Origin of the sequence: Aquimarina latercula DSM 2041, from assembly GCF_000430645.1 — a bacterium.
GTDB lineage: Bacteria > Bacteroidota > Bacteroidia > Flavobacteriales > Flavobacteriaceae > Aquimarina > Aquimarina latercula.
In genome coordinates this window covers 647,404-667,133 of sequence record NZ_AUMK01000003.1, presented here as the reverse complement: position 1 = coordinate 667,133, position 19,730 = coordinate 647,404, and the positions used below count along the sequence as shown (strand labels likewise).

At 30.6% G+C, this 19,730-nt stretch carries 16 protein-coding genes; 4 read left to right on the top strand and 12 right to left on the bottom strand.

Annotation, left to right across the window (positions count from 1 at the left end; genetic code table 11):
- Positions 1 to 2,985, top strand: coding sequence for a M16 family metallopeptidase (locus tag H526_RS0103145; protein WP_027391649.1), 2,985 nt, complete (start codon positions 1 to 3; stop codon positions 2,983 to 2,985).
- A gap of 188 nt (positions 2,986 to 3,173) precedes the next feature.
- On the opposite strand, the gene H526_RS0103140 is transcribed toward H526_RS0103145, so the two are convergent.
- The 4 genes from H526_RS0103140 to H526_RS0103125 form a co-directional block, all read right to left on the bottom strand.
- A complete protein-coding gene (locus tag H526_RS0103140) occupies positions 3,174 to 4,871 on the bottom strand; it encodes a sodium:solute symporter family protein (protein WP_027391648.1) in 1,698 nt (565 codons plus the stop codon).
- A gap of 191 nt (positions 4,872 to 5,062) precedes the next feature.
- Positions 5,063 to 7,561, bottom strand: coding sequence for a PIG-L family deacetylase (locus tag H526_RS0103135; RefSeq protein WP_027391647.1), 2,499 nt, complete (start codon positions 7,559 to 7,561; stop codon positions 5,063 to 5,065).
- Between the two features lie 89 nt (positions 7,562 to 7,650).
- Complete coding sequence (locus H526_RS0103130; protein WP_027391646.1) at positions 7,651 to 8,952, bottom strand: sodium:solute symporter family protein; 1,302 nt, start codon at positions 8,950 to 8,952, stop codon at positions 7,651 to 7,653.
- Between the two features lie 96 nt (positions 8,953 to 9,048).
- Entirely contained in the window at positions 9,049 to 9,261 is a 213-nt protein-coding gene (locus H526_RS0103125; protein ID WP_027391645.1) for a hypothetical protein, read from the bottom strand.
- 113 nt (positions 9,262 to 9,374) lie between these two features.
- Between H526_RS0103125 and H526_RS0103120 the strand changes: the two genes are divergently transcribed.
- Positions 9,375 to 9,734 carry a hypothetical protein gene (locus H526_RS0103120; protein WP_155839605.1) on the top strand — a complete coding sequence of 120 codons (360 nt, stop codon included), beginning with the start codon at positions 9,375 to 9,377 and terminating at the stop codon, positions 9,732 to 9,734.
- An 89-nt stretch (positions 9,735 to 9,823) separates the two neighbouring features.
- Here H526_RS0103120 and H526_RS0103115 read toward each other — a convergent pair whose 3' ends face one another.
- Positions 9,824 to 11,995 (bottom strand): endonuclease MutS2, encoded by a 2,172-nt coding sequence (locus H526_RS0103115; RefSeq protein WP_027391643.1) that lies wholly within the window; start codon positions 11,993 to 11,995, stop codon positions 9,824 to 9,826.
- 144 nt (positions 11,996 to 12,139) lie between these two features.
- Between H526_RS0103115 and H526_RS0103110 the strand changes: the two genes are divergently transcribed.
- Positions 12,140 to 12,805 (top strand): uracil-DNA glycosylase, encoded by a 666-nt coding sequence (locus H526_RS0103110; RefSeq protein ID WP_027391642.1) that lies wholly within the window; start codon positions 12,140 to 12,142, stop codon positions 12,803 to 12,805.
- A gap of 5 nt (positions 12,806 to 12,810) precedes the next feature.
- Here H526_RS0103110 and H526_RS31650 read toward each other — a convergent pair whose 3' ends face one another.
- From H526_RS31650 to H526_RS0103090, 4 genes are all read right to left on the bottom strand, one after another.
- Complete coding sequence (locus H526_RS31650; protein WP_155839604.1) at positions 12,811 to 12,981, bottom strand: hypothetical protein; 171 nt, start codon at positions 12,979 to 12,981, stop codon at positions 12,811 to 12,813.
- Between the two features lie 266 nt (positions 12,982 to 13,247).
- Complete coding sequence (locus H526_RS0103100) at positions 13,248 to 13,835, bottom strand: hypothetical protein (RefSeq protein ID WP_027391641.1); 588 nt, start codon at positions 13,833 to 13,835, stop codon at positions 13,248 to 13,250.
- A 170-nt stretch (positions 13,836 to 14,005) separates the two neighbouring features.
- A complete protein-coding gene (locus H526_RS0103095) occupies positions 14,006 to 14,593 on the bottom strand; it encodes a hypothetical protein (protein ID WP_051335945.1) in 588 nt (195 codons plus the stop codon).
- Between the two features lie 55 nt (positions 14,594 to 14,648).
- Positions 14,649 to 15,500 (bottom strand): substrate-binding domain-containing protein, encoded by an 852-nt coding sequence (locus tag H526_RS0103090; protein WP_027391639.1) that lies wholly within the window; start codon positions 15,498 to 15,500, stop codon positions 14,649 to 14,651.
- 156 nt (positions 15,501 to 15,656) lie between these two features.
- Between H526_RS0103090 and H526_RS31645 the strand changes: the two genes are divergently transcribed.
- A complete protein-coding gene (locus tag H526_RS31645; RefSeq protein ID WP_155839603.1) occupies positions 15,657 to 15,803 on the top strand; it encodes a hypothetical protein in 147 nt (48 codons plus the stop codon).
- Here the strand turns inward: H526_RS31645 and ppk1 are convergent.
- From ppk1 to H526_RS0103070, 3 genes are read right to left on the bottom strand one after another with little or no spacing between them, the layout of a single operon-like run.
- On the bottom strand, positions 15,783 to 17,861 hold the full coding sequence (ppk1, locus tag H526_RS0103080) for a polyphosphate kinase 1 (RefSeq protein WP_027391638.1): 2,079 nt from the start codon (positions 17,859 to 17,861) through the stop codon (positions 15,783 to 15,785). The two genes, H526_RS31645 and ppk1, sit on opposite strands and share 21 nt — an antisense overlap.
- Positions 17,862 to 17,911: 50 nt before the next feature.
- Positions 17,912 to 18,790, bottom strand: a complete 879-nt coding sequence (locus H526_RS0103075) for a nucleoside phosphorylase (RefSeq protein ID WP_027391637.1) — start codon at positions 18,788 to 18,790, stop codon at positions 17,912 to 17,914.
- Position 18,791: 1 nt separating this feature from the next.
- Complete coding sequence (locus H526_RS0103070) at positions 18,792 to 19,730, bottom strand: DUF1835 domain-containing protein (protein WP_027391636.1); 939 nt, start codon at positions 19,728 to 19,730, stop codon at positions 18,792 to 18,794.

Sequence of the window (19,730 nt, the reverse complement as noted above, 5' to 3'; positions counted from 1 at the left end):
ATGAAATCATTAAAATCTCTCTTACTATTATGTTTAGTAGTATTACTTAGTAATTGTAAGAATTCATCAAATCAAGAAAAAACTTCCGAAAAAGAACTTAAAGTAGAAACACATACAGATCCTGCAGGGTTTTCTTATGAGACAGTTTCAAATGATCCAACAGGATTGCGCCTGTATACCTTAGATAACGGTTTAAAAGTCTATTTAGGTAAAAATCAAGAAGAACCAAAAATCCAGACGTTAATTGCAGTTCGAGCTGGGTCAACTTATGATCCTGCGGATAATACAGGTTTGGCTCATTATCTAGAGCACATGGTCTTTAAAGGGACTGATAAAATAGGAACACAAGACTTCGAAAAAGAGAATGTTTTTCTAAAGGAAATTTCGGATTTATACGAAGCGCATAAGAAAGAAACCGATACCGTAAAGAAAAAAGAAATTTATAAGAAGATAGATGAAGTTTCTCAAGAAGCATCTAAAGTTTCTATAGCTAATGAATACGATAAGATGGTAAGTTCATTAGGAGCAGAAGGAACAAATGCTTTTACATCTAACGAACAGACAGTGTATGTGAATAAAATACCAACTAACGAATTAGATAAATGGCTAACTGTAGAAAGTGAGCGTTTTAGTAAGTTAGTTTTACGTTTATTTCATACGGAATTAGAAGCTGTATATGAAGAATTCAATAGAGGGCAAGATAGTGATGGGCGCAAGCAGTATTTTGCTGTATTAGAAGGTTTGTATCCAACACATCCATATGGTACACAATCTACAATAGGGGTATCAGAGCATCTTAAAAACCCTTCGATGGAGGCAATTCATGCATATTTTGATAAATATTATGTGCCAAATAATATGGCAGTAATATTAGTTGGAGATATTGACTTTGATACTACAATAAAAAAGGTAAATGAATCTTTTGGATCATATAAAAAGAAAGAAGTTTCGCATCCTACATTCGAAAAACTAGAGCCACTTGCAGCTCCTGTTAAGAAAGAAGTATATGGACCTACGGCAGAGTCTATTTATGTAGCTTTTAGAACAGAAGGTAAAGGAACTGAGCAAGAAGTAATAGTTACTCTTATAGATTATATGCTTGCAAACTCTCAAGCAGGATTGATCGATTTAAATCTAAATCAAAAGCAATTAGTTCAAAATGCATCGTCATTTACAAATTTTGATAATGATTATGGATTCCATTTATTATATGGAACTCCAAAAGAAGATCAAACATTAGATGAAGTTAGAGATCTATTATTGGCTCAAATTGATAAGGTTAAAAAAGGTGAATTTGAAGAATGGTTGTTAGACGCTGTTGTGAATGACTTACGTTTATCACAAATTAGACAATATGAAAATGCATCTTCTACTGCATATTCTTATTTGGATGCATTTATTGGTTTCCAGGACTGGAAAAGTCGCCTAGAGATGTTGGATAATATGAAGGAAATTACAAAAGAGCAAGTAGTAGCGTTTGCAAATACTCTTTATGGTAATAACTATGTAGAAGTTCATAAGATTAAAGGTGAAGACAAAAGTATTGTAAAAGTAGAGAATCCTGGAATTACGCCTATTGAACTTAATAGGGACAAGGAATCTAATTTTTTACAAGAGTTTAATAAGTTAGAAGCGCCTAGTTTATCTCCACAGTTTATCGATTACAAAACTGCTATTAAAGAGAATAAGACAAATAGTGGGTTAACTGTATCACATATAGAAAACCCAAATAATGATATATTTAGTCTGAATATCATTTTTGATATGGGGAAAGATCACGATCCAAAAATGTCTTTAGCAGCTGGTTACCTAGATTATTTGGGTACGAACAAGTATACACCAGAGCAACTTAAACAAGAATTCTATAAAGTTGGAGTGAGCTACAATGTTTTTACTGCTGATGATAAAACGTATGTTGGGATTTCTGGGTTAAAAGAAAACCTTGATGCAGGTTTAACATTATTAGAAGATTTATGGAATAATGCAGTGCCTAATCAAGAAACATATAATAAATATGTAGATAAAGTTTTAAAAGGGCGTAAGGATAATAAAACTCAAAAGGGTAACATTTTCTGGAATGGACTTATGAGCTATGGAAAATATGGTGAAAACTCACGTTTACGTAATATTTATACAGCTTCAGAATTACAAGCAATGAATCCACAAGAACTTGTAGATAAGGTAAAAGAATTACGTAATTTTAAACAACGTATTTTTTATTATGGTAATGATGTTAATGGAGCTATAGCATCTTTGGATAAAAATCATATTGTAAAATCCGAATTATTGGATTATCCAGAAAAGACTCAATATTTAGAAAAGGAAACCGGAGGAAATGTGTATTTTGTGGATTATGATATGGTGCAGAGTGAAATGCTTTTATTAGCAAAAGGAGCAGAGTTTGATCCTAAAAAGATGGCGGCTTCTAGATTATTTAATACTTATTTTGGTAGTGGATTATCATCTATTGTATTTCAAGAAATTCGTGAATCTAAATCATTGGCTTATTCTGCATTTTCTAGCTATAGCCAAGCTAGAGAGGTTGGTCAATCAGATTATGTGATGGCTTATGTTGGTACACAGGCTAATAAAATGCCGCAAGCAGTAGATGCAATGATGGAGTTAATGACGGATATGCCAGAAGCAGAAGAACAGTTTAATCAAGCTAAAGAAGCTACATTAAAGAAAATTGCTGCGCAACGTATAACGAAATCTAATATCTTTTGGACTTATGAAAACCTTAAGAAAAGAGGAATTGATAATGATAATAGAGAAGAAATGTATAATACCATAAAGAATATGGAGTTAGCAGATCTTAAGAAGTTTTTTAATAAAAATATTAAAGGCGAAAATTACAATGTTCTAGTGATAGGTAACAAAAAAGATGTAGATATGAATGCATTGAATAAACTAGGAGATGTTAAGGAGATGGATATAGATTATCTATTTAACTATGAGAAAAACGACAAGGATGTCAAAATGTAATTTATAGATATTATGATTATGTCTTAATAATTGGCTTATCATAAGTAAAGTAGTAATATTAAAAAATCCACGAATTTTATTCGTGGATTTTTAGTATAATATAGGTGATAATTTACACAACGTAATACTCTTAATTTAATAGTAAGCACCATTTTTTATAAAGTCGAGTATATATGTATTCTTTAATACTATTCAGATTCTAGCTCAATTTCGCTAGTTGGAATGAACATCTCTAACAAAATTGCTAAAAACATTACGATTCCGCATCCTAGTGCATTAAGCCATAAAAAAGGAAGCCAATCTTGCCACCATACATAAATGATAATCACTTGTGTTACAATTGCTGCAACGAAAACAGCATTACTTTTTACAAATTTTATAAAAAATGCCAATAAAAAGATACCGAGAACATTTCCATAGAAAACAGAGCCTATAATGTTTACTAACTGTATAAGATTGTCAAATAAGTTAGCAAAACATGCCACTAGAATAGCTAATATTCCCCATACTAATGTGAAAAATTTAGAAGCGTTAACATAATGTTTTTCACTTTTTTCTTCTCCAATATTTCGCTTGTATAAGTCAATAGCAGTAGTAGATGCTAATGCATTTAGTTCTGAAGCTGTTGAGGACATTGCAGCTGATAATATAACTGCTAATAATAATCCAATTAATCCTTTTGGGAGATTATTTAAAATAAAATGTATGAAAACATAATCCTTATCATTTGTTTCTACATCAGAATTTGCTTCTTTGATTAGTTCTTTAGCAGCTTGTCTGGTTTTTTTGTCAGAATTGTCTAAAGCTATAATCAATTCTTTAGCCTCCTGCTTTTCTTTAGCATTAGTAGCTTCTATATAGTTTTTAACAGAAGTCTCTTTATAATTTTGAATTTCCGATAGTTTATTTTCCAATTCTTTGTATTCCTGCGCATATTCTGAATTTTCTACAGCTACAGAAGCAGTAGGATTAAAATTAAGAGGAGCGGAATTAAATTGATAAAATACAAATACCATGACTCCAACTAGTAATATGAAAAACTGCATCGGAATCTTGAGTAACCCATTAAATAATAACCCTAACTGGCTTTCTTTTATAGATTTTCCGGAGAGATAACGTTGTACTTGGCTTTGATCTGTACCAAAATATGAGAGCATCAAAAATGTACCTCCAATAATACCAGTCCAAACGGTGTATCTATTACTTAGGTCAAAAGAGAAATCTAATACTTCCATTTTCCCACTAGCTCCAGCAATTTCTAGAGCTTTAGAAAAGGTTACATTGTCGGGTAAGTAACTTATTATAAGGAAAAAAGCAATAAACATTCCTGTAAAAATAATCGCCATTTGCTGTTTTTGGGTAACACTTACAGCTTTTGTACCTCCAGATACAGTATATGCAATTACTAATATTCCAATAATTATGTTTAATGTTGTCAAGTCCCAACCTAATACGGCAGAAAGTATAATTGCTGGTGCAAAGATTGTAATTCCAGCTCCTAATCCTCGTTGAATTAAAAAGAAAAAAGCCGTAATAGTTCTAGTTTTTAAATCAAACCTGCTTTCTAAGTATTCATAGGCCGTATACACTTTTAACTTATGGTATAATGGAATAAACACAATACATATAATGATCATTGCAATAGGCAAACCAAAATAAAACTGAACAAAGCCCATTCCACTATGAAACGCTTGACCAGGAGTAGAAAGAAAGGTGATAGCAGATGCTTGTGTTGCCATTACAGAAAGCCCTATAGTCCACCATTTTGCTTCATTTCCTCCACGGATATAGTCTTGTACACTTTTGCTTCCTCGAGTTTTCCAAACTCCATAGAGTACTATAAACAATAGAGTTCCTATTAATACGATCCAATCTATAAGTTGCATATGTTAGTTGTATGTGGTAAGTATTAGAAAATAATAGTATATGGTAAACTTTTAAGGGTCTATTTACTGTTTTTAGGAAAAAGCAGTAGTTATCCAATAAAAGAAAAGCAAATAGAATACGTTAGCAATTAATACAATTGAGTATAGTTTTTTCCAAACTATCTTGGTATTTGAATCTCTCATATTACATATTATTTTCCTAAAGATAACATATTTGCAAATAATCTATAAGCTCCAGATACTCCCGCGGGAAACTCTCTAAAGAAGCTAAGACCCGTATATACGTAATATCCTTTTCCATATTTAGCAATTAACAAAGCTCCTTTTTTTTCAGATTCTCCTTTGTCATTTGCAGCGATAATAGGAACGTATTCATCGGACCATTTATTAGGAAAGTATAGACCTCTTTCCTGTACCCAACCTTCAAAATCTTTATTGGTAATTTTATTTGGAGTATTTAGTACAGCATGGTCTTTTGCTAAAAGTTTTATGGTAGCGTTTTCATCTGTAACTCGATCCCTAGATAGTTTTAAAGGATAAGGGCCAAGATTATCTTCAACTTTTAACCTTCTATTAGTGTTGTATTGAATTACTAAATTCCCACCGTTTTTTACATATTCAAGCAAATGTTTTTGTCTAAATTTTAGTTCTTCAACAGTATTGTACGCTCTTATTCCTATAACAATAGCATCAAATGCTTGTAAAGTTTCTAGAGCAATTGATTCCGGAGAAATGGTAGTTACTTTATACCCAATTTGTTCTAAACTTTCTGGAACAACATCACCAGCACCTTCGATATAACCGATATTTTGTCCTTTCTTCTTTATATCCAATCGTACCACTTTAGTTTCAGAAGGTAATACTACCGTTTGATAAGGGATATGATCATAATTGATGTTTACAATTTCATCAGAATATGTCTTTCCATTTATATTTACTTGTGGAGAAATATACCCTTCACTTTGATTTTGTGGAGCGGTTAGCGTAAAAATCACTGTTTTTTCTTCGCCTTTTTGAGCTAGTTTAAAATCTATTTTTTCCGGTGATACTTTCCATCCTTCAGGACGTTTTAGGGATATCGTTCCTTTAATATTTGGTTCAGAACTTTTTAGTGTTACAGGAATTTGTTTTGAAGGATTATTGGCATAAATAATCACTTTATCTTTTATGCTAGCAGAAACTGTTGGGATTATTTCAAAAGGCTTATAAACTTCTCCTTTTACAGGATCATTAGTTTTGTAAACGATGTCTTTAAGATATGGAACAATAATTCCTCCAATTTCTATATTAAAAATAGCTTTAGTTTGATGCTCAGTTTCTGGAGTCCCAATAAGTTTTTGATCATTTACACTATACATTCCTAAAGTACCTTTACTATTTAACCAATATGGAGTCGTATTTTTAGTATTCGAGATTATCTTACCTTTTAATTCATAATTACTTCTTTTATTGGTTTCTAGACTAGTTCCAATGTTTTCTATAATTCCAATAGAAGAAATATCAATTGATTTTAATTGTATAGTAGCATTACTTCTGTTAATAGCTTCAATCTTTATAGTTACATCACTATTTGGAGTGGTGTAGGCTTCTGTTGCAACTGCTTCTATATAAAGACCGGTTACAGCTGCTATAATTTCTTTTATTTCTTTGGTTTTAATTACTTTCCAATGATCATTCTCTAATCCTTGAATTAATTGGTACGCTTTGATTAATTCATTAACCGAGGCAGCAGGGTTTTTAAAGTCGAAGTCTTTTTCTACCTGATATAAAATATCACCAACCGCTTTTCCTCCTTTAACTCGATTCCAAGAAGTATCTATTCCATCAAAAATATTTGTTTTATCTTTTGGTAATTCTCCTTTGATCAGTTCTACGTATTCGGTTTGCGTGCCTCTAGTTCCAGTACTTCCAAAACCTTGCGATTTATGTTGACTACGGCTCAGAGAAGCTATTTCTGTATTAGAAAGTCCTAAGTCAGGATAATAAATTCCAGTATCAAACTCTAGAAGATTTGATTTATCAGCTTTTTCAAATTTTTCTCTACTTCCATAAAACCACCAAGAAGTATTAAAGAAAAGTCTTTTTGGTTGCCAAGTATCTACATATTTTAATTGATCTGGATAAACGTTTTTATCAGCTACTAAATCAAAAGCCTCAACGCTTAGCATGGCAGAAGATGTATGATGACCGTGAGTACTACCAGGAGTTCTATGGTTAAACCTATTTATGATAACATCGGGTTGAAATTTTCTAATTGCCCAAACGACATCATTTAGAACTTCTTTTTTATCCCAAATTGCTAAAGTTTCATCGGGATGTTTAGAATATCCAAAGTCATTAGCACGAGTAAAGATTTGCTCTCCACCATCCGTATTACGAGCCGCTAATAATTCTTGTGTTCTTATAACACCTAATAATTCTCTTATTTCTGGACCAATTAAATTTTGACCACCATCACCACGTGTAAGCGACAAATAAGCGGTTCTTGCTTTTACTTGATTAGCCATGTAAGAGATTAATCTGGTATTCTCATCATCTGGATGTGCAGCAACATATAAAACGGAACCTAAAAAGTTTAATTTTTTTATGGCCTCATGAATTTCTACAGAGTTTGGTTTTTTAGGTTGTTGTGCTTCAGCAATATTGATAAATAGAGCGCTGAAAACTATTACAGAAAGTAATTTTCTCATAATAAAGATTTGATAATAGTTTTGAGTATTTCGTCAAATATAAAAAGATAAAATTCTCGGTTTTTACGTTTAAGGATACTTTAACAGGACTATTTTGATCTATATATTAATCCAAGCAAGGAACCTAAAAGTACGGTAATTGCTATTGTTGGTTTAGGTCCAAAGGCCATTAGACCTATTGTTAAACCAATTATACCTCCTAGTGCACTTGCAATAAAACGACCAGGATTTCTTTTTTTATTAATAACATAGATCATTGCTATTGATAAGGTCATTCTTAAGGCTGCACCCACAATGGTTATATCTACGATGTTTTTCCAAAAATGAGCGATGATGTATGCTATTAGTACCGTTATTATAGTTGCATATCGTAGGAATTTAACTTTTTCATTTTTTTTAGATTTATATACCAAATGAGATGAAACAGCAAATATTGACGTGTCTGCTGTACTCATTAACCCCGCAAAGAAAAGTACCAATAATATTGGAATCCAAGATTGATTAATTAAATGTTGCATTGAATATACGAATACAGTATCTGGATCTAGATCTGGATTTTGGTTATACGCATATAATCCAATGATTAGCAGCAAAAATGCAACGAACAGTACGGGTAAGATTGCCAAACCTAAACCTTTTTTCAAAGATTTGACATCTTTTGCGGCATAACATAATTGATATCTGTCTGCTAATCCAAATACGGATAATCCACCATATAATATAAGACCAATGATACTACCCAATTGAACGGTCTCGCTAGTTGATGTATTTAGAACACTGCTGAAATCTCTTATGTCTAGTATTCCTGAAATTAAAAGACATAAAAAGACTATTATAATAATTCCTTGAATAATATCTGTTATTATTACCGCTTTATATCCTGATAATGTAACGTAAATCAGTACAACTGAAGCTGTAATTAACAGTGCAATATCATAAGAGAATAAATCAAAGTATGCGATTACTTTTGCTCCTCCGGCTAAGGAAAGTAGTATCCAAAAAAACTGAACGATAATGGTTATGCTATTTGTAACTATTCCGGTTGTTTTATTTTTTGTTACAAAAACGGGTAAATCCCCTTGTGTATAAAAGACTCCTTCTAAGGATAGTTTTTTAATTCTTGGTGCTGCCCAAAAAGCAAATAGAAGATAACCAATTACAGATCCGATAGACATTGCAAAAAGACCCCAACCAAATTTATAGGCATAGCCAGTGTATGTAATTAAGGTACTTACACCAATTGCACCTGCAAATTTTGAAAATAGAATTGTTAACCCACTACGATTTCTACCACCAATTAAGAAATCTTCTGTATTCGAAGATCGAGATATATAAGTCGATAAACCGATAATTAAAACAATGTAGGTAGCTAGGTAAAGGTAAATTTCCATGTAAGATGAATTGTTGTGCTTCAAAAGTAAAGCATTTAGAATACTTAGTTTCTATTCGCTGTAAAAAGAGTTATATCAATAGCTAGAGTTTTAAGGCTATTTATTCTTTTTATAGTCAACAATTTCAATAATATCTACCCCCATATAATCAGCAATCTTTTGTAACCGTTCAAAGTCTTTTGCTAGATCTTTTCGCTTTACAATATAGTCTCCCGCTTGTGGACTAATACCTAATATTTTGGATATACCATAAACAGTTTTAGCTCCTTTACTTTTTTTAAGTAACCTTTTTAATTTCTTGTTAATCATTGATTAATATGGTTATATGGATTAAATATACAAATAAATTTTTATTAAAAAAATATTTGTATAATCAAAAAATAATTGTATATTCGAATCATACAAATCAAAACCTCGAAAAAATGAAACTCTCATTAGTAATTGCATTATTTTGCGTAACATTTGGATATGCAGCTCCTTTAAATTCAAACCCAACAAATGAGAAGGAGAAAAACAAAAAAGAGAATAAGGAAGGCACTAACGTGAATAGTCTAGTATCAAGAAATTTTCATTCAATTAAGAAGTGGAAAATGACAATAGAATATTCTAATGGAGATATTATTTCTAAGACTATTGAGATTAGTGAGAAGGCCTCCTCTAGTGCTATGGAATTGGCATTTGTAGAAGCAGAAAAATATATAAAGACCTTAAAAAAAGTAAAAAGCTATCATGTATCTCCTGTATCAGCTAATTCATTTGTATTATTAGCAGGAGGGAAGTAATAATCGATTGAACTTAACCTACGAAAAAGCCCACTATCCATTTGGTTAGTGGGCTTTTGAATTTTATTAAACTATTTTTTATTTAATTCTTATTTTTTTCGTTCTACGAATTCTAATTGATCAATCGCTACATTCGTAGTAAATATCCCATAATTAACTACCGCTTTTCCTTTTTCTAAAACATCTATCGTACCAATTGATTTTCCATCAATCATTCTTACTCTGTCACCAATTTTGAGAACTACTTTTGGCTTTTCTTTTTCTATTTTTTCTTCTTTTTTCTTCTGCTCTTTTTTCTTCTCTCTAATTATTTCTACCTTTTTCTCTACTTCTTTGACTATTTTTTCTTCTTTAGCTTTTTTTGCTCTTCTTTGTTTGGTGGATTGCTTTTTTCTCTTTGAATTCTCTACTTGCACTATTTTCATAAATTCATCGATAAGCTCTCTTTTCTTCTTATTATGAAAATATTTTTCACTGATTTCATTTAGTTTTTGTCCTAAATAAATCATTCGTTGATTACTGTCGTATAATTCCTGGTAGCTTTCTAATTTGTTTTGTAATCTTTTATTTATTTTATCCAATCTTTCTTTTTCATCTTCTGCTTTTTGCTCTTTAGATTTTAAAGATGAAGTAGTTTTTTGAAGTTTTGATCGCTCTTTTTGTAAGTTGGCAATACTCTTATCAAAACGAATTTTACCACGTTCTACTTTTTTCTTAGCTTTATTGATTAAGCTATATGGTATTCCGTTTTTTTGCGCTACTTCGAATGTAAAAGAGCTTCCTGCTTCTCCTAAATATAATTTAAACAAGGGTTCTAATGTTCTAGAATCAAAAAGCATATTAGCATTTGTCATATTCGGAAGTTCATTTGCTAACATTTTAAGATTAGCATAATGTGTGGTGATTATACCAAAAGATTCACGTTCATAAAAAACTTCTAAAAAGGCTTCAGCCAGGGCTCCACCTAATTCGGGATCACTTCCAGTTCCAAACTCATCAATAAGAAATAACGTTTTATTATTACATTTCCTTAGGAAATAGTTCATATTCTTTAATCGATAACTATAGGTGCTTAAATGATTTTCTATAGATTGATTATCTCCTATATCGGTAAGAATAGTATCAAAAACGCACATTCTACTATATTCATGAACTGGTATAAGCATACCACTTTGCAGCATAATTTGTAACAGCCCAACAGTTTTTAAAGTGATACTTTTTCCTCCTGCATTGGGACCAGATATTACAATAATTCTATTGTTTTTATCTAAAGAAATTGTTTGAGGATGTGTTTTCTGTCCTTTTTCTTGGTTATTTAGATAGAGTAGAGGATGGTACGCATCTTTAATGGTTATTTCTCGATCTTGGGTTATTTTAGGCAATACCCCATTAAATTTATTTGCATACTTAGTTTTAGCGGCTACAATATCAATATGACTTAGATATTCTTGGTATTGTGATAATAGTTCAGAAAAAGGCCTTATTCTATTTGTAAGATCTTTTAATATTTTAACGACCTCTTCTCGTTCCTCATATTGTAGATTACTTAATGTTCTACTAAATTGCAAGGTCGCTTCGGGTTCTATATAGACAATACTTCCGGTCTTAGAATTTCCCATGATAGACCCCTTTACCTTCCGTCTGTACATAGCTTTTACAGCAAGTACTCGTCTATTATCAACAACACTTTCTTTGATATCATCTAAATATCCTAAACTATTGTATCTAGTAAGATCACGTCCAAAACTTCCATTTAATTTACCTTGTACTTCATGTATGTCTTTTCTAAGTATACTAAGGGTAGGAGAGGCGTTATCTTTAATTTCTCCAAATTTATCTACTACAATTTCGATACAGTTGATTACTTCTTTTGTAAAAGGTACTTCAGATGATGTTTGATATAATATTGGGTATAATTCTTTAAATTTTCTAAAAAAACTTAGCAAATCATTAGTAGTAATACTAATTGAGATAATCTTTTTTAGATTAAAAGTTTCTAAGAAAGTATTTTCTATTCCTAATAGTTGTAGTTCCTTATCAATGCTATCAAATCCGTGATTGGGTATTCTTGCATCATTCAAGTATGAAGATTTATATTCAAATACTTGTTGTAATGATGTGTGTAATTCTTCTTTCGTAGATAACGGAACAATTTGTAAAGCTTTTATTTTTCCATAATCTGTATTGCATAAGTCTTGGATATGACTAAGTACCGTATGGAATTCTAGATCTTTAAGTGTTTTTTCTGAAATTCGGATCATCTTGTTATCCTAATTTTTAGGAGGTATTCTTTTATGTTAATTTCTTTATTATAAAACTTGATAGAAGTTTATTTTTAGAAAAGTATTTATTATAATTTTATATGAAAGCAAATGTAAACAATTGCGATTTTTTTTGATACTAAGATGAATGTAAATATTGAGAATAGTTGGAGGACACACTTAGAAAGTGAATTTGATAAACCATATTTTAAGAGTTTAGTTGATTTTATTGAATTAGAATATAAAAAAGAAACTTGTTTTCCTCCCGAATCAGAGATTTTTTCAGCTTTTAATTATTGTAGTTTTGATAATGTTAAGGTAGTGATCATTGGTCAAGATCCATATCATGGTATAGGACAGGCTCATGGTCTTTGTTTCTCTGTAAATAGTGGAATTGCTATTCCTCCTTCATTAGTAAATATTTTTAAAGAAATAGAATCAGATCTAAGTATTCCTTTTCCTTCTAATGGGAACTTAAAACGTTGGGCTGATCAGGGAGTTTTGTTGTTAAATGCGACTTTAACTGTAAGAGCACATCAGGCAGGATCTCATCAGGGTAAGGGATGGGAAAAACTTACAGATGCAGTAATTCAATATATATCAAAAAATAAAGAGAATGTCGTTTTCTTATTGTGGGGAGGTTTTGCTAAGAAAAAAGGTGCTAAAATAGATGATAATAAACACTTTATCTTAAATAGTGGACATCCTTCTCCTTTAAGTGCTAACCGAGGTTATTGGTTTGGAAATAAACACTTTGGGAAAACTAATGAATATCTGAAAAGTACAAATCAATTACCTATAGAATGGTAAATGAATTATGCAGCTTTAGGGATACCGGAAGTTTTAGGTTCTTTAATTTTAGAATTTGTTACAGATTTTACTGCTTTATTCTTCTTTTTTTCGGAATCTACTGATTGCATACTGAATTTTAAAAGAACAAAATTGAATGCTATAAGCCCTCCAAGAATTAATAAAAATGTTGCCATGGTTTGATTTGTTAGTTAATTATTAGATGCAATTTTCCAAAAAGGTTGCGTACATTTTAATAATTGGTTTATTGGGGTAGGCAAGGCAAATGTACAAAAATATTTCAATCTTTTCTTACGGAAAGCCCATAAGATGTGTGTATTAAACATATCTTAAATATTTATTCTATTTAATTTAAGGTATGATGAAAAAATACTAAAAATTTGAACATTTACCATCTTTACCGCTCTATTATATAACGTTTCTATAATGGAATACCCTACTTTTAAAATCTATATCCTAAATATAAATCAGGTCTAACGATGATATCTGGGCTATTATTATTAAATAAATTCCTGCCGATTCCAATTCCAATATCTAAAAAGAACCCCTTTTTTGTAACAAATTTACCTCCTACACCAAATCCTATAGCAAAATCAGTAAATTCCATATCAACATCCATTCCTCCTACAAAATCTCCAGATATATTAGTCATCTCTACAAATTCTTCATGTTCTCCATTAGATAACATACCAAACCCTTCAATATAAAATCCTCTGGCTATTCTACTCCCAAAAAAATATTTATAATTTACTGTCAATGCAATTTCTTTATCATAAATTCCATCTCTATCGATGATATCATCATCTTGATCTATTTCATCGCTAAACCTATAAAAAAAGTCAAACCCTAAAGTAGTATTATCAGTAAGTACCCTTTCATAACCAATATCTAAAGCTCCAAAAGCAATAATACTTAATGGGTTTAAACTAAATTCGTTTTTATTGATATCTCTTGGTGTAGAATTTGATTGTTCTTGTGCTGTTAAGTGTAATGTGAAAATGATAGCAACTATTGTTGTAAAAAATCTCATTCGTTTGTTTTTAAATTAATTTATTGTCTTTGTTTTTAAATAATCAAGAGATGTTTAAGTACTAATGTTATTCTAAAATCATCTTGATTTCTTTCCTAAAACAAACTAATAAAAATATACCCTACTAAGAAAAGGTGAAAATTGTATGTTATTGGATTAAATAACCTTACTTAAAAGCGGTATCCTAGATATATGTTTGGTCTTACAATAATTTCTGGACTTTTATTACTAAATAAATTTCGCCCAATACCAAATCCTATATCAATGAAGAAACCGTTTCTGGTAACAAATTTTCCTCCAACAGCAAAACCTATAGCGAAATCAGTATAGTCTTGTTCTACATCACTGGCGCTGATAAAGTTTCCTTGATTATCAAAAACTTCTATATATTCCTCGTGTTCACCAGAAGATAACATTCCAAACCCTTCTACATAAAACCCTCTAGCAATTCGATTTCCAAAAAAATATTTAAAACTTGTTGTAAATGCTATTTCTTTATCAAATATATCGTCTGTACTAATAAAATCTTCATCATTATCACGATCTACTAGACTATAAAATAAGTCAAAGCCTAAAGTGCTATTGTTATTAAGAACTCTTTCGTAACCTATGTCTAATGCTCCGAATGCTATTAAATTAAGAGGATTGATACTGAATTCATTTTTTTTAAGATCTCTTTTTGGTAGATCGGCTTGATCTTGAGCTAAAGAAACTTGAAATGAAAATAAAATAATAACGATTATTGATATCTGTTTCATGATAATTAATTTGTTTTCCTACGTAAACAAGATGTGCAAATAATTAAAAGGTTGCTTAGAATTCAAAAATTAAATCTTTAGGATCAATTTTTTTATCAATTATATCTAACTTAAATAATTGATCCTGAATTTCTATTAATGTTTTATGATCTATTATAGACTGACTCCATTCCGTAATTTGCAACCATTCTCTAATATCTTCTAATTTCTGATCATATCGGTGTGCTAGCGTTTTATCAATACTAGGTATTTGTTTAAAATCTAAGCTCGTATTATTTATAATTTGTAGTATATCTTTTAGCTGATCTCTTTTTGTATTTAATATTTCTTCTCTAACAGCTATTACAAAACATGGCCAAGGGGTAGGGCAGTCTGCGATGCGTCTAAATGTCTTATTATCTACTAATGGTTTAGTTGTGAAATGTTCCCACATAAAATAATCGGCACTACCATCTGTCAAAGCTTCTACAGCTCCATCAAGATTTTTAACAACTTCGAACTGCAGATTAGTAGTATCCCATCCAGCGTTTTGTGCGTTAATGTATGCCATTAAATGAGATCCTGAACCATATCTGCTTATCGCTGCAGAAGTGTTTTGTAACTCATTTAGACTTGTGTATTTAGAATTATGACCAACATGAATCCCCCAAACTAAAGGTGACTGAATATATGTTTGGACAATTTTTGAAGGGTTACCACCTATAATATCTTTTATGATTCCTTCAGTTAATATAATAGCGATATCGATATCTTTTTTTCTTAAAGCCTCGCACATTGCTCCAGTTCCTCCAGGGAAATCTGTCCATTCTAATTGGATATCTTTTTCTAAGTAAGCTCCCTCTTCAATTGTTAAATGCCAAGGTAAGTTAAAGTGCTCAGGAACACCGCCAATTTTTATAGTATGCATGTTGTATAGTATAAGAAATGTTAAAAAAGTGTATTTTATCGATTTTATTTGCTTTTTGTCGTTGAATAATAAATAATATCATTACTTTTGAAATATAAATCTGATAATTACGACTACATTTGAAATAATTAACCCCAAATAAAAACAATATTTGCTATGAAAAAGAATTTTTTAAAGAATAAAAATGCTCAAGTTAAAGTAGCTAAATTAAAAAGTAATACATTAGAAAACGGAATTGTTGTTTTTATTGCTGTATTGTTAGCTACTAATTTTTTAATTAGTTTAAAGATATTGTTTGGATAAGGTACTTTTTGGAGAATGTCTTTTCTCGAGATATTCTCTTATTTGATATTGAGATTGTATGGACGGTTTTTCGTCCATTTTCTTTTTATAATAGTTGTTTTCTTCAAAATCTAGTATTCTTGCCTTAGTATTATCGTTTAATTGGATATTTAGGATTTCAGTTAATTCCTGCTTACAATTATTATTTATTATAGGGACTAATACTTCAATTCGTTTGTCAAGATTACGAGTCATCCAATCTGCACTACCAATATATAATTTGGGGTCACCGTTATTTTCGAAATAGTAAATTCTACCATGTTCTAAATATCTATCAATAATACTGGTCACTGTGATATTTTCACTTATTCCTTCTAACCCAGGTATTAAACAAGAGAATCCTCTAACTAATAGTTCTATTTTTACACCAGCTACATTAGCTTTATATAGTTTTTTGATGATCGATTTATCTTCTAAACTATTTAGTTTTACCTTGATACCCGCTTTCTTTCCATTTTTCGCATTGTTTATTTCTATATCGATTAATTTTTCGAAAGTATCTCTAGTGGTAAAGGGTGATATTAATAATTTTTTAGGTCTGGGTAATATCATTTTTGCAGATAGTACTTCAAAGACTTCTATAAGATCCTTTGTGATTTCTGGATTAGAAGTAAATAATCCATGGTCACAATAAATTTTTGATGTCTTAGCATTGAAATTTCCAGTGCCTATATAAGCATAAGAAATATTGTCGTTTCCTTTTTTTCTGTTGATCAATAATATTTTAGAGTGAACTTTTATTTTAGGATAACTATAGAAAACCATAGCTCCTTTTTCTTCAAAAATTTTACCCCATTTTAAATTGTTTTCCTCATCGAAACGTGCTTTGGCTTCTACAAATACCGTAACTTTTTTTCCATTTTCTAAGGCTTTTAGTAAGGAGGTTGTCAATTCGGATTGTTTTGCTACTCTATATAATGAAATCTTGATTTCTGTAACCCATTTATCTGTTGCTGCTTGATTTATAAGGTTTTGTACGTAATCAAAAGACATATAAGGGAAATGTACTAACTGATCTCCTTTAGAAATCACATCGAAATAATCAGTATTATTATCAAATGATTTATGTTTTATTTCTGTTGCAGGGGGATAATGCAAAAATGGATTGTTAGTCGGGTCAGGAAAACTAAAAAAGTCACTAAAGTTATGATATTTGCCTCCAGGCATCATATCTATTTTACCAAGACCAAAAAAGTTTCGAGTTCTTTTTTTAACCTCTTTTGGCATAGAAGAATCGAATAATAAACGAGTTGGTTGACCATCGTTTCGCTGTGATAAGGATTCTTTTATTTTCTCTGCTAATATACCTTCAAACTCATCATCAATATATAATTCGGCGTCTCTAGATAATTTGATTTCAAAACAATTTTTAATCTTTTGATTATCAAATATTTGATCCATGTTGAGTTGTATGATATCATCTAAAAAAGCAATATAGGTATTGTTATTTTTAGTTGGAAGACATATAAATCGACTTAAGTCATCTGATGGAATATTAACAAGTCCAAAACTATCTTGTTCTTCGAATGTTACAAGAAAATATAATTTGTTGTTTTCGAGAAATACGCTTTTGGGTTTGGATAAGTCAACTATTTCAGATTTAATTAGAGGTAGAACTTTAGAAATGAAATATTCCGTTACAAATGCATGTTGATTAAAATCAAAGTTTATTTCTTGTATTAAATAAATATTATGTTTAGCAAGTTCTGGGATTAGTTGTCGATGAAAAATTTGACCAAATCGTTCTTGTTGATTTTTTACCTTTTGTAGAATTTCTTTTACCTGTTTGTTGGGTTTTAATGCTAGTTTTTTCCGGAGTTTCTTGTCGATTTTTTTTATTTGACGTAAGCGTGAAACTCTTACCCTAAAAAATTCATCAAGATTCGACGAAAATATTGCTAAAAATTTTAATCTTTCGTAAAGAGGGTTAGATTGATCTTCTGCTTCTTGTAAGACACGTTCGTTAAAACTCAACCAATTTACATCTCTATCTTTAAAAGGGTATTTATTCTGATCCATATTTAAAGTTAAGTTATAAGATACTGTTTAGTTTTAAGTAAAAGTTAAATCTAATCTGGGTAACTAACAATTTTATCTAAAGTGTATTTGATAAGTTCATTAACTGTTTTTTCTGGATTGTCACTAAACTTTCCGGTTGCTCTATTAGCAATCATAGCATTCATAGAAACAGCACGATGGCCTAATAATTTTGCCATTCCATAAATACCTGCGGTTTCCATTTCTAAATTTGTGATTTTCTTATCGGCATAACTAAAAGATGCGATTTTTTTGTTCAAATTTGCGTCGGAGAGTGGCAGTCTTAATACTCTTCCTTGAGGTCCATAAAAACCGACGTTTGTTATTGTAAACCCTTTGCTAGTTAAATCACTCTGCATATGTCTTCCTAATTTTTTGTCAAAAGAAACTACATAAGGTGTTGATTTATCTCTATTCCAATCTAAATGTTTCATTAGAGGCTCAGAGATCTGAGGAAACTGAATGTCTTTGCTATCATAAAAATGAAGTAAACTATCAAATCCAATTGCAAGTTCAGAAACTATGAAACTATCAATTGGAATTTCTGATTGAATAGCTCCAGAAGTACCAATACGAATAATATTGAGAGAAGTATGGTTGGACTTTACCTTTCTTGTTTCTAGATCAATATTTACAAGGGCATCTAGCTCATTAAAAACAATGTCTATATTATCTGTTCCAATTCCTGTGGATAGTACTGTAATTCTTTTTCCTTTATATACTCCAGTTTGAGTATGAAACTCTCTTTTAGATATTTTGTGTTCTATAGTATCAAAATACTTAGTAACTAGAGTTACACGATCCGGATCACCTACTGTTATTACTGTTTCTGCTAGATGTTCTGGTTTAATATTTAAATGATATATACTACCATCTTTATTAAGAATGAGTTCAGATTCGGCTATAGCCATATTATAATTTTAATAAATTATGTGTTTCGTTGTTATATAGATAGTCATATTTCTTGACACCTCCATAGTGCCAATCTAACATTTGCGTATTGTAAAAATTCTTTTTTTGCTGTAGCGCTAATTTTCCTCTATCGGATAATAAAAGACGCTCTTTAGTTTGATCAAAAAACTGAAAAAGTCTAGCAAGTACCCGCTTCATTTGCATATCACCATATCCATAAAATCCTTGGTATTCTAAGGCATACCCCATCAATTGCTTGATGTTTTTAATCTGATAAGTGTCTACCATTTCTAAGATATTATGCTCTAATATATTAAGTCCAGTAAGCATATTGGGGAATCTCTGCAAATGTGCTCTTAAGCATATTGATAAGTACTCGAAGGAAGATTGTTTTTTAATTTGGCCAACGATCTTTTTAGGATTTGATTCACAATATAAAGTCCATATATGAGATGCAAGTTCTAAATCATTTATATTTAATAAGACCTTGTCTTTAAAATGTTTTTTTAATTGTACATCAGATAATTCACAAAGACCTAGGCATTTTTTTACGTTTTCTACACGACCACTACATACTAGGTATATTGGAGTGTCTTTAATTTTTTTTCGGAGTAGTAGACTTATTACCGCTATCATATTTATGTGGCAGAAAAGGTCATATTCGAACCATAATATAATTTCATCATATTTTCCAGGAGTATTCAGTTTTTCTAGCTGAGAAACAAATTTTTTTTGATAATCAGCGGGTGAAATTCTATAATATTTCTGAAGAAATTCTTTTCGCTTTGCTATTGCTTTTTCTGTTTCAATTTTTATACTAGTGGGACCTTCACAGAGCATTTCACGCCATGTTATTAATTCTCCATCTACAAGATGTAGCTCTTTTAGGCGATCAGTTAAAGTGTCGCCATTAGTTATATGTAATGTCTTAGCCCCCAA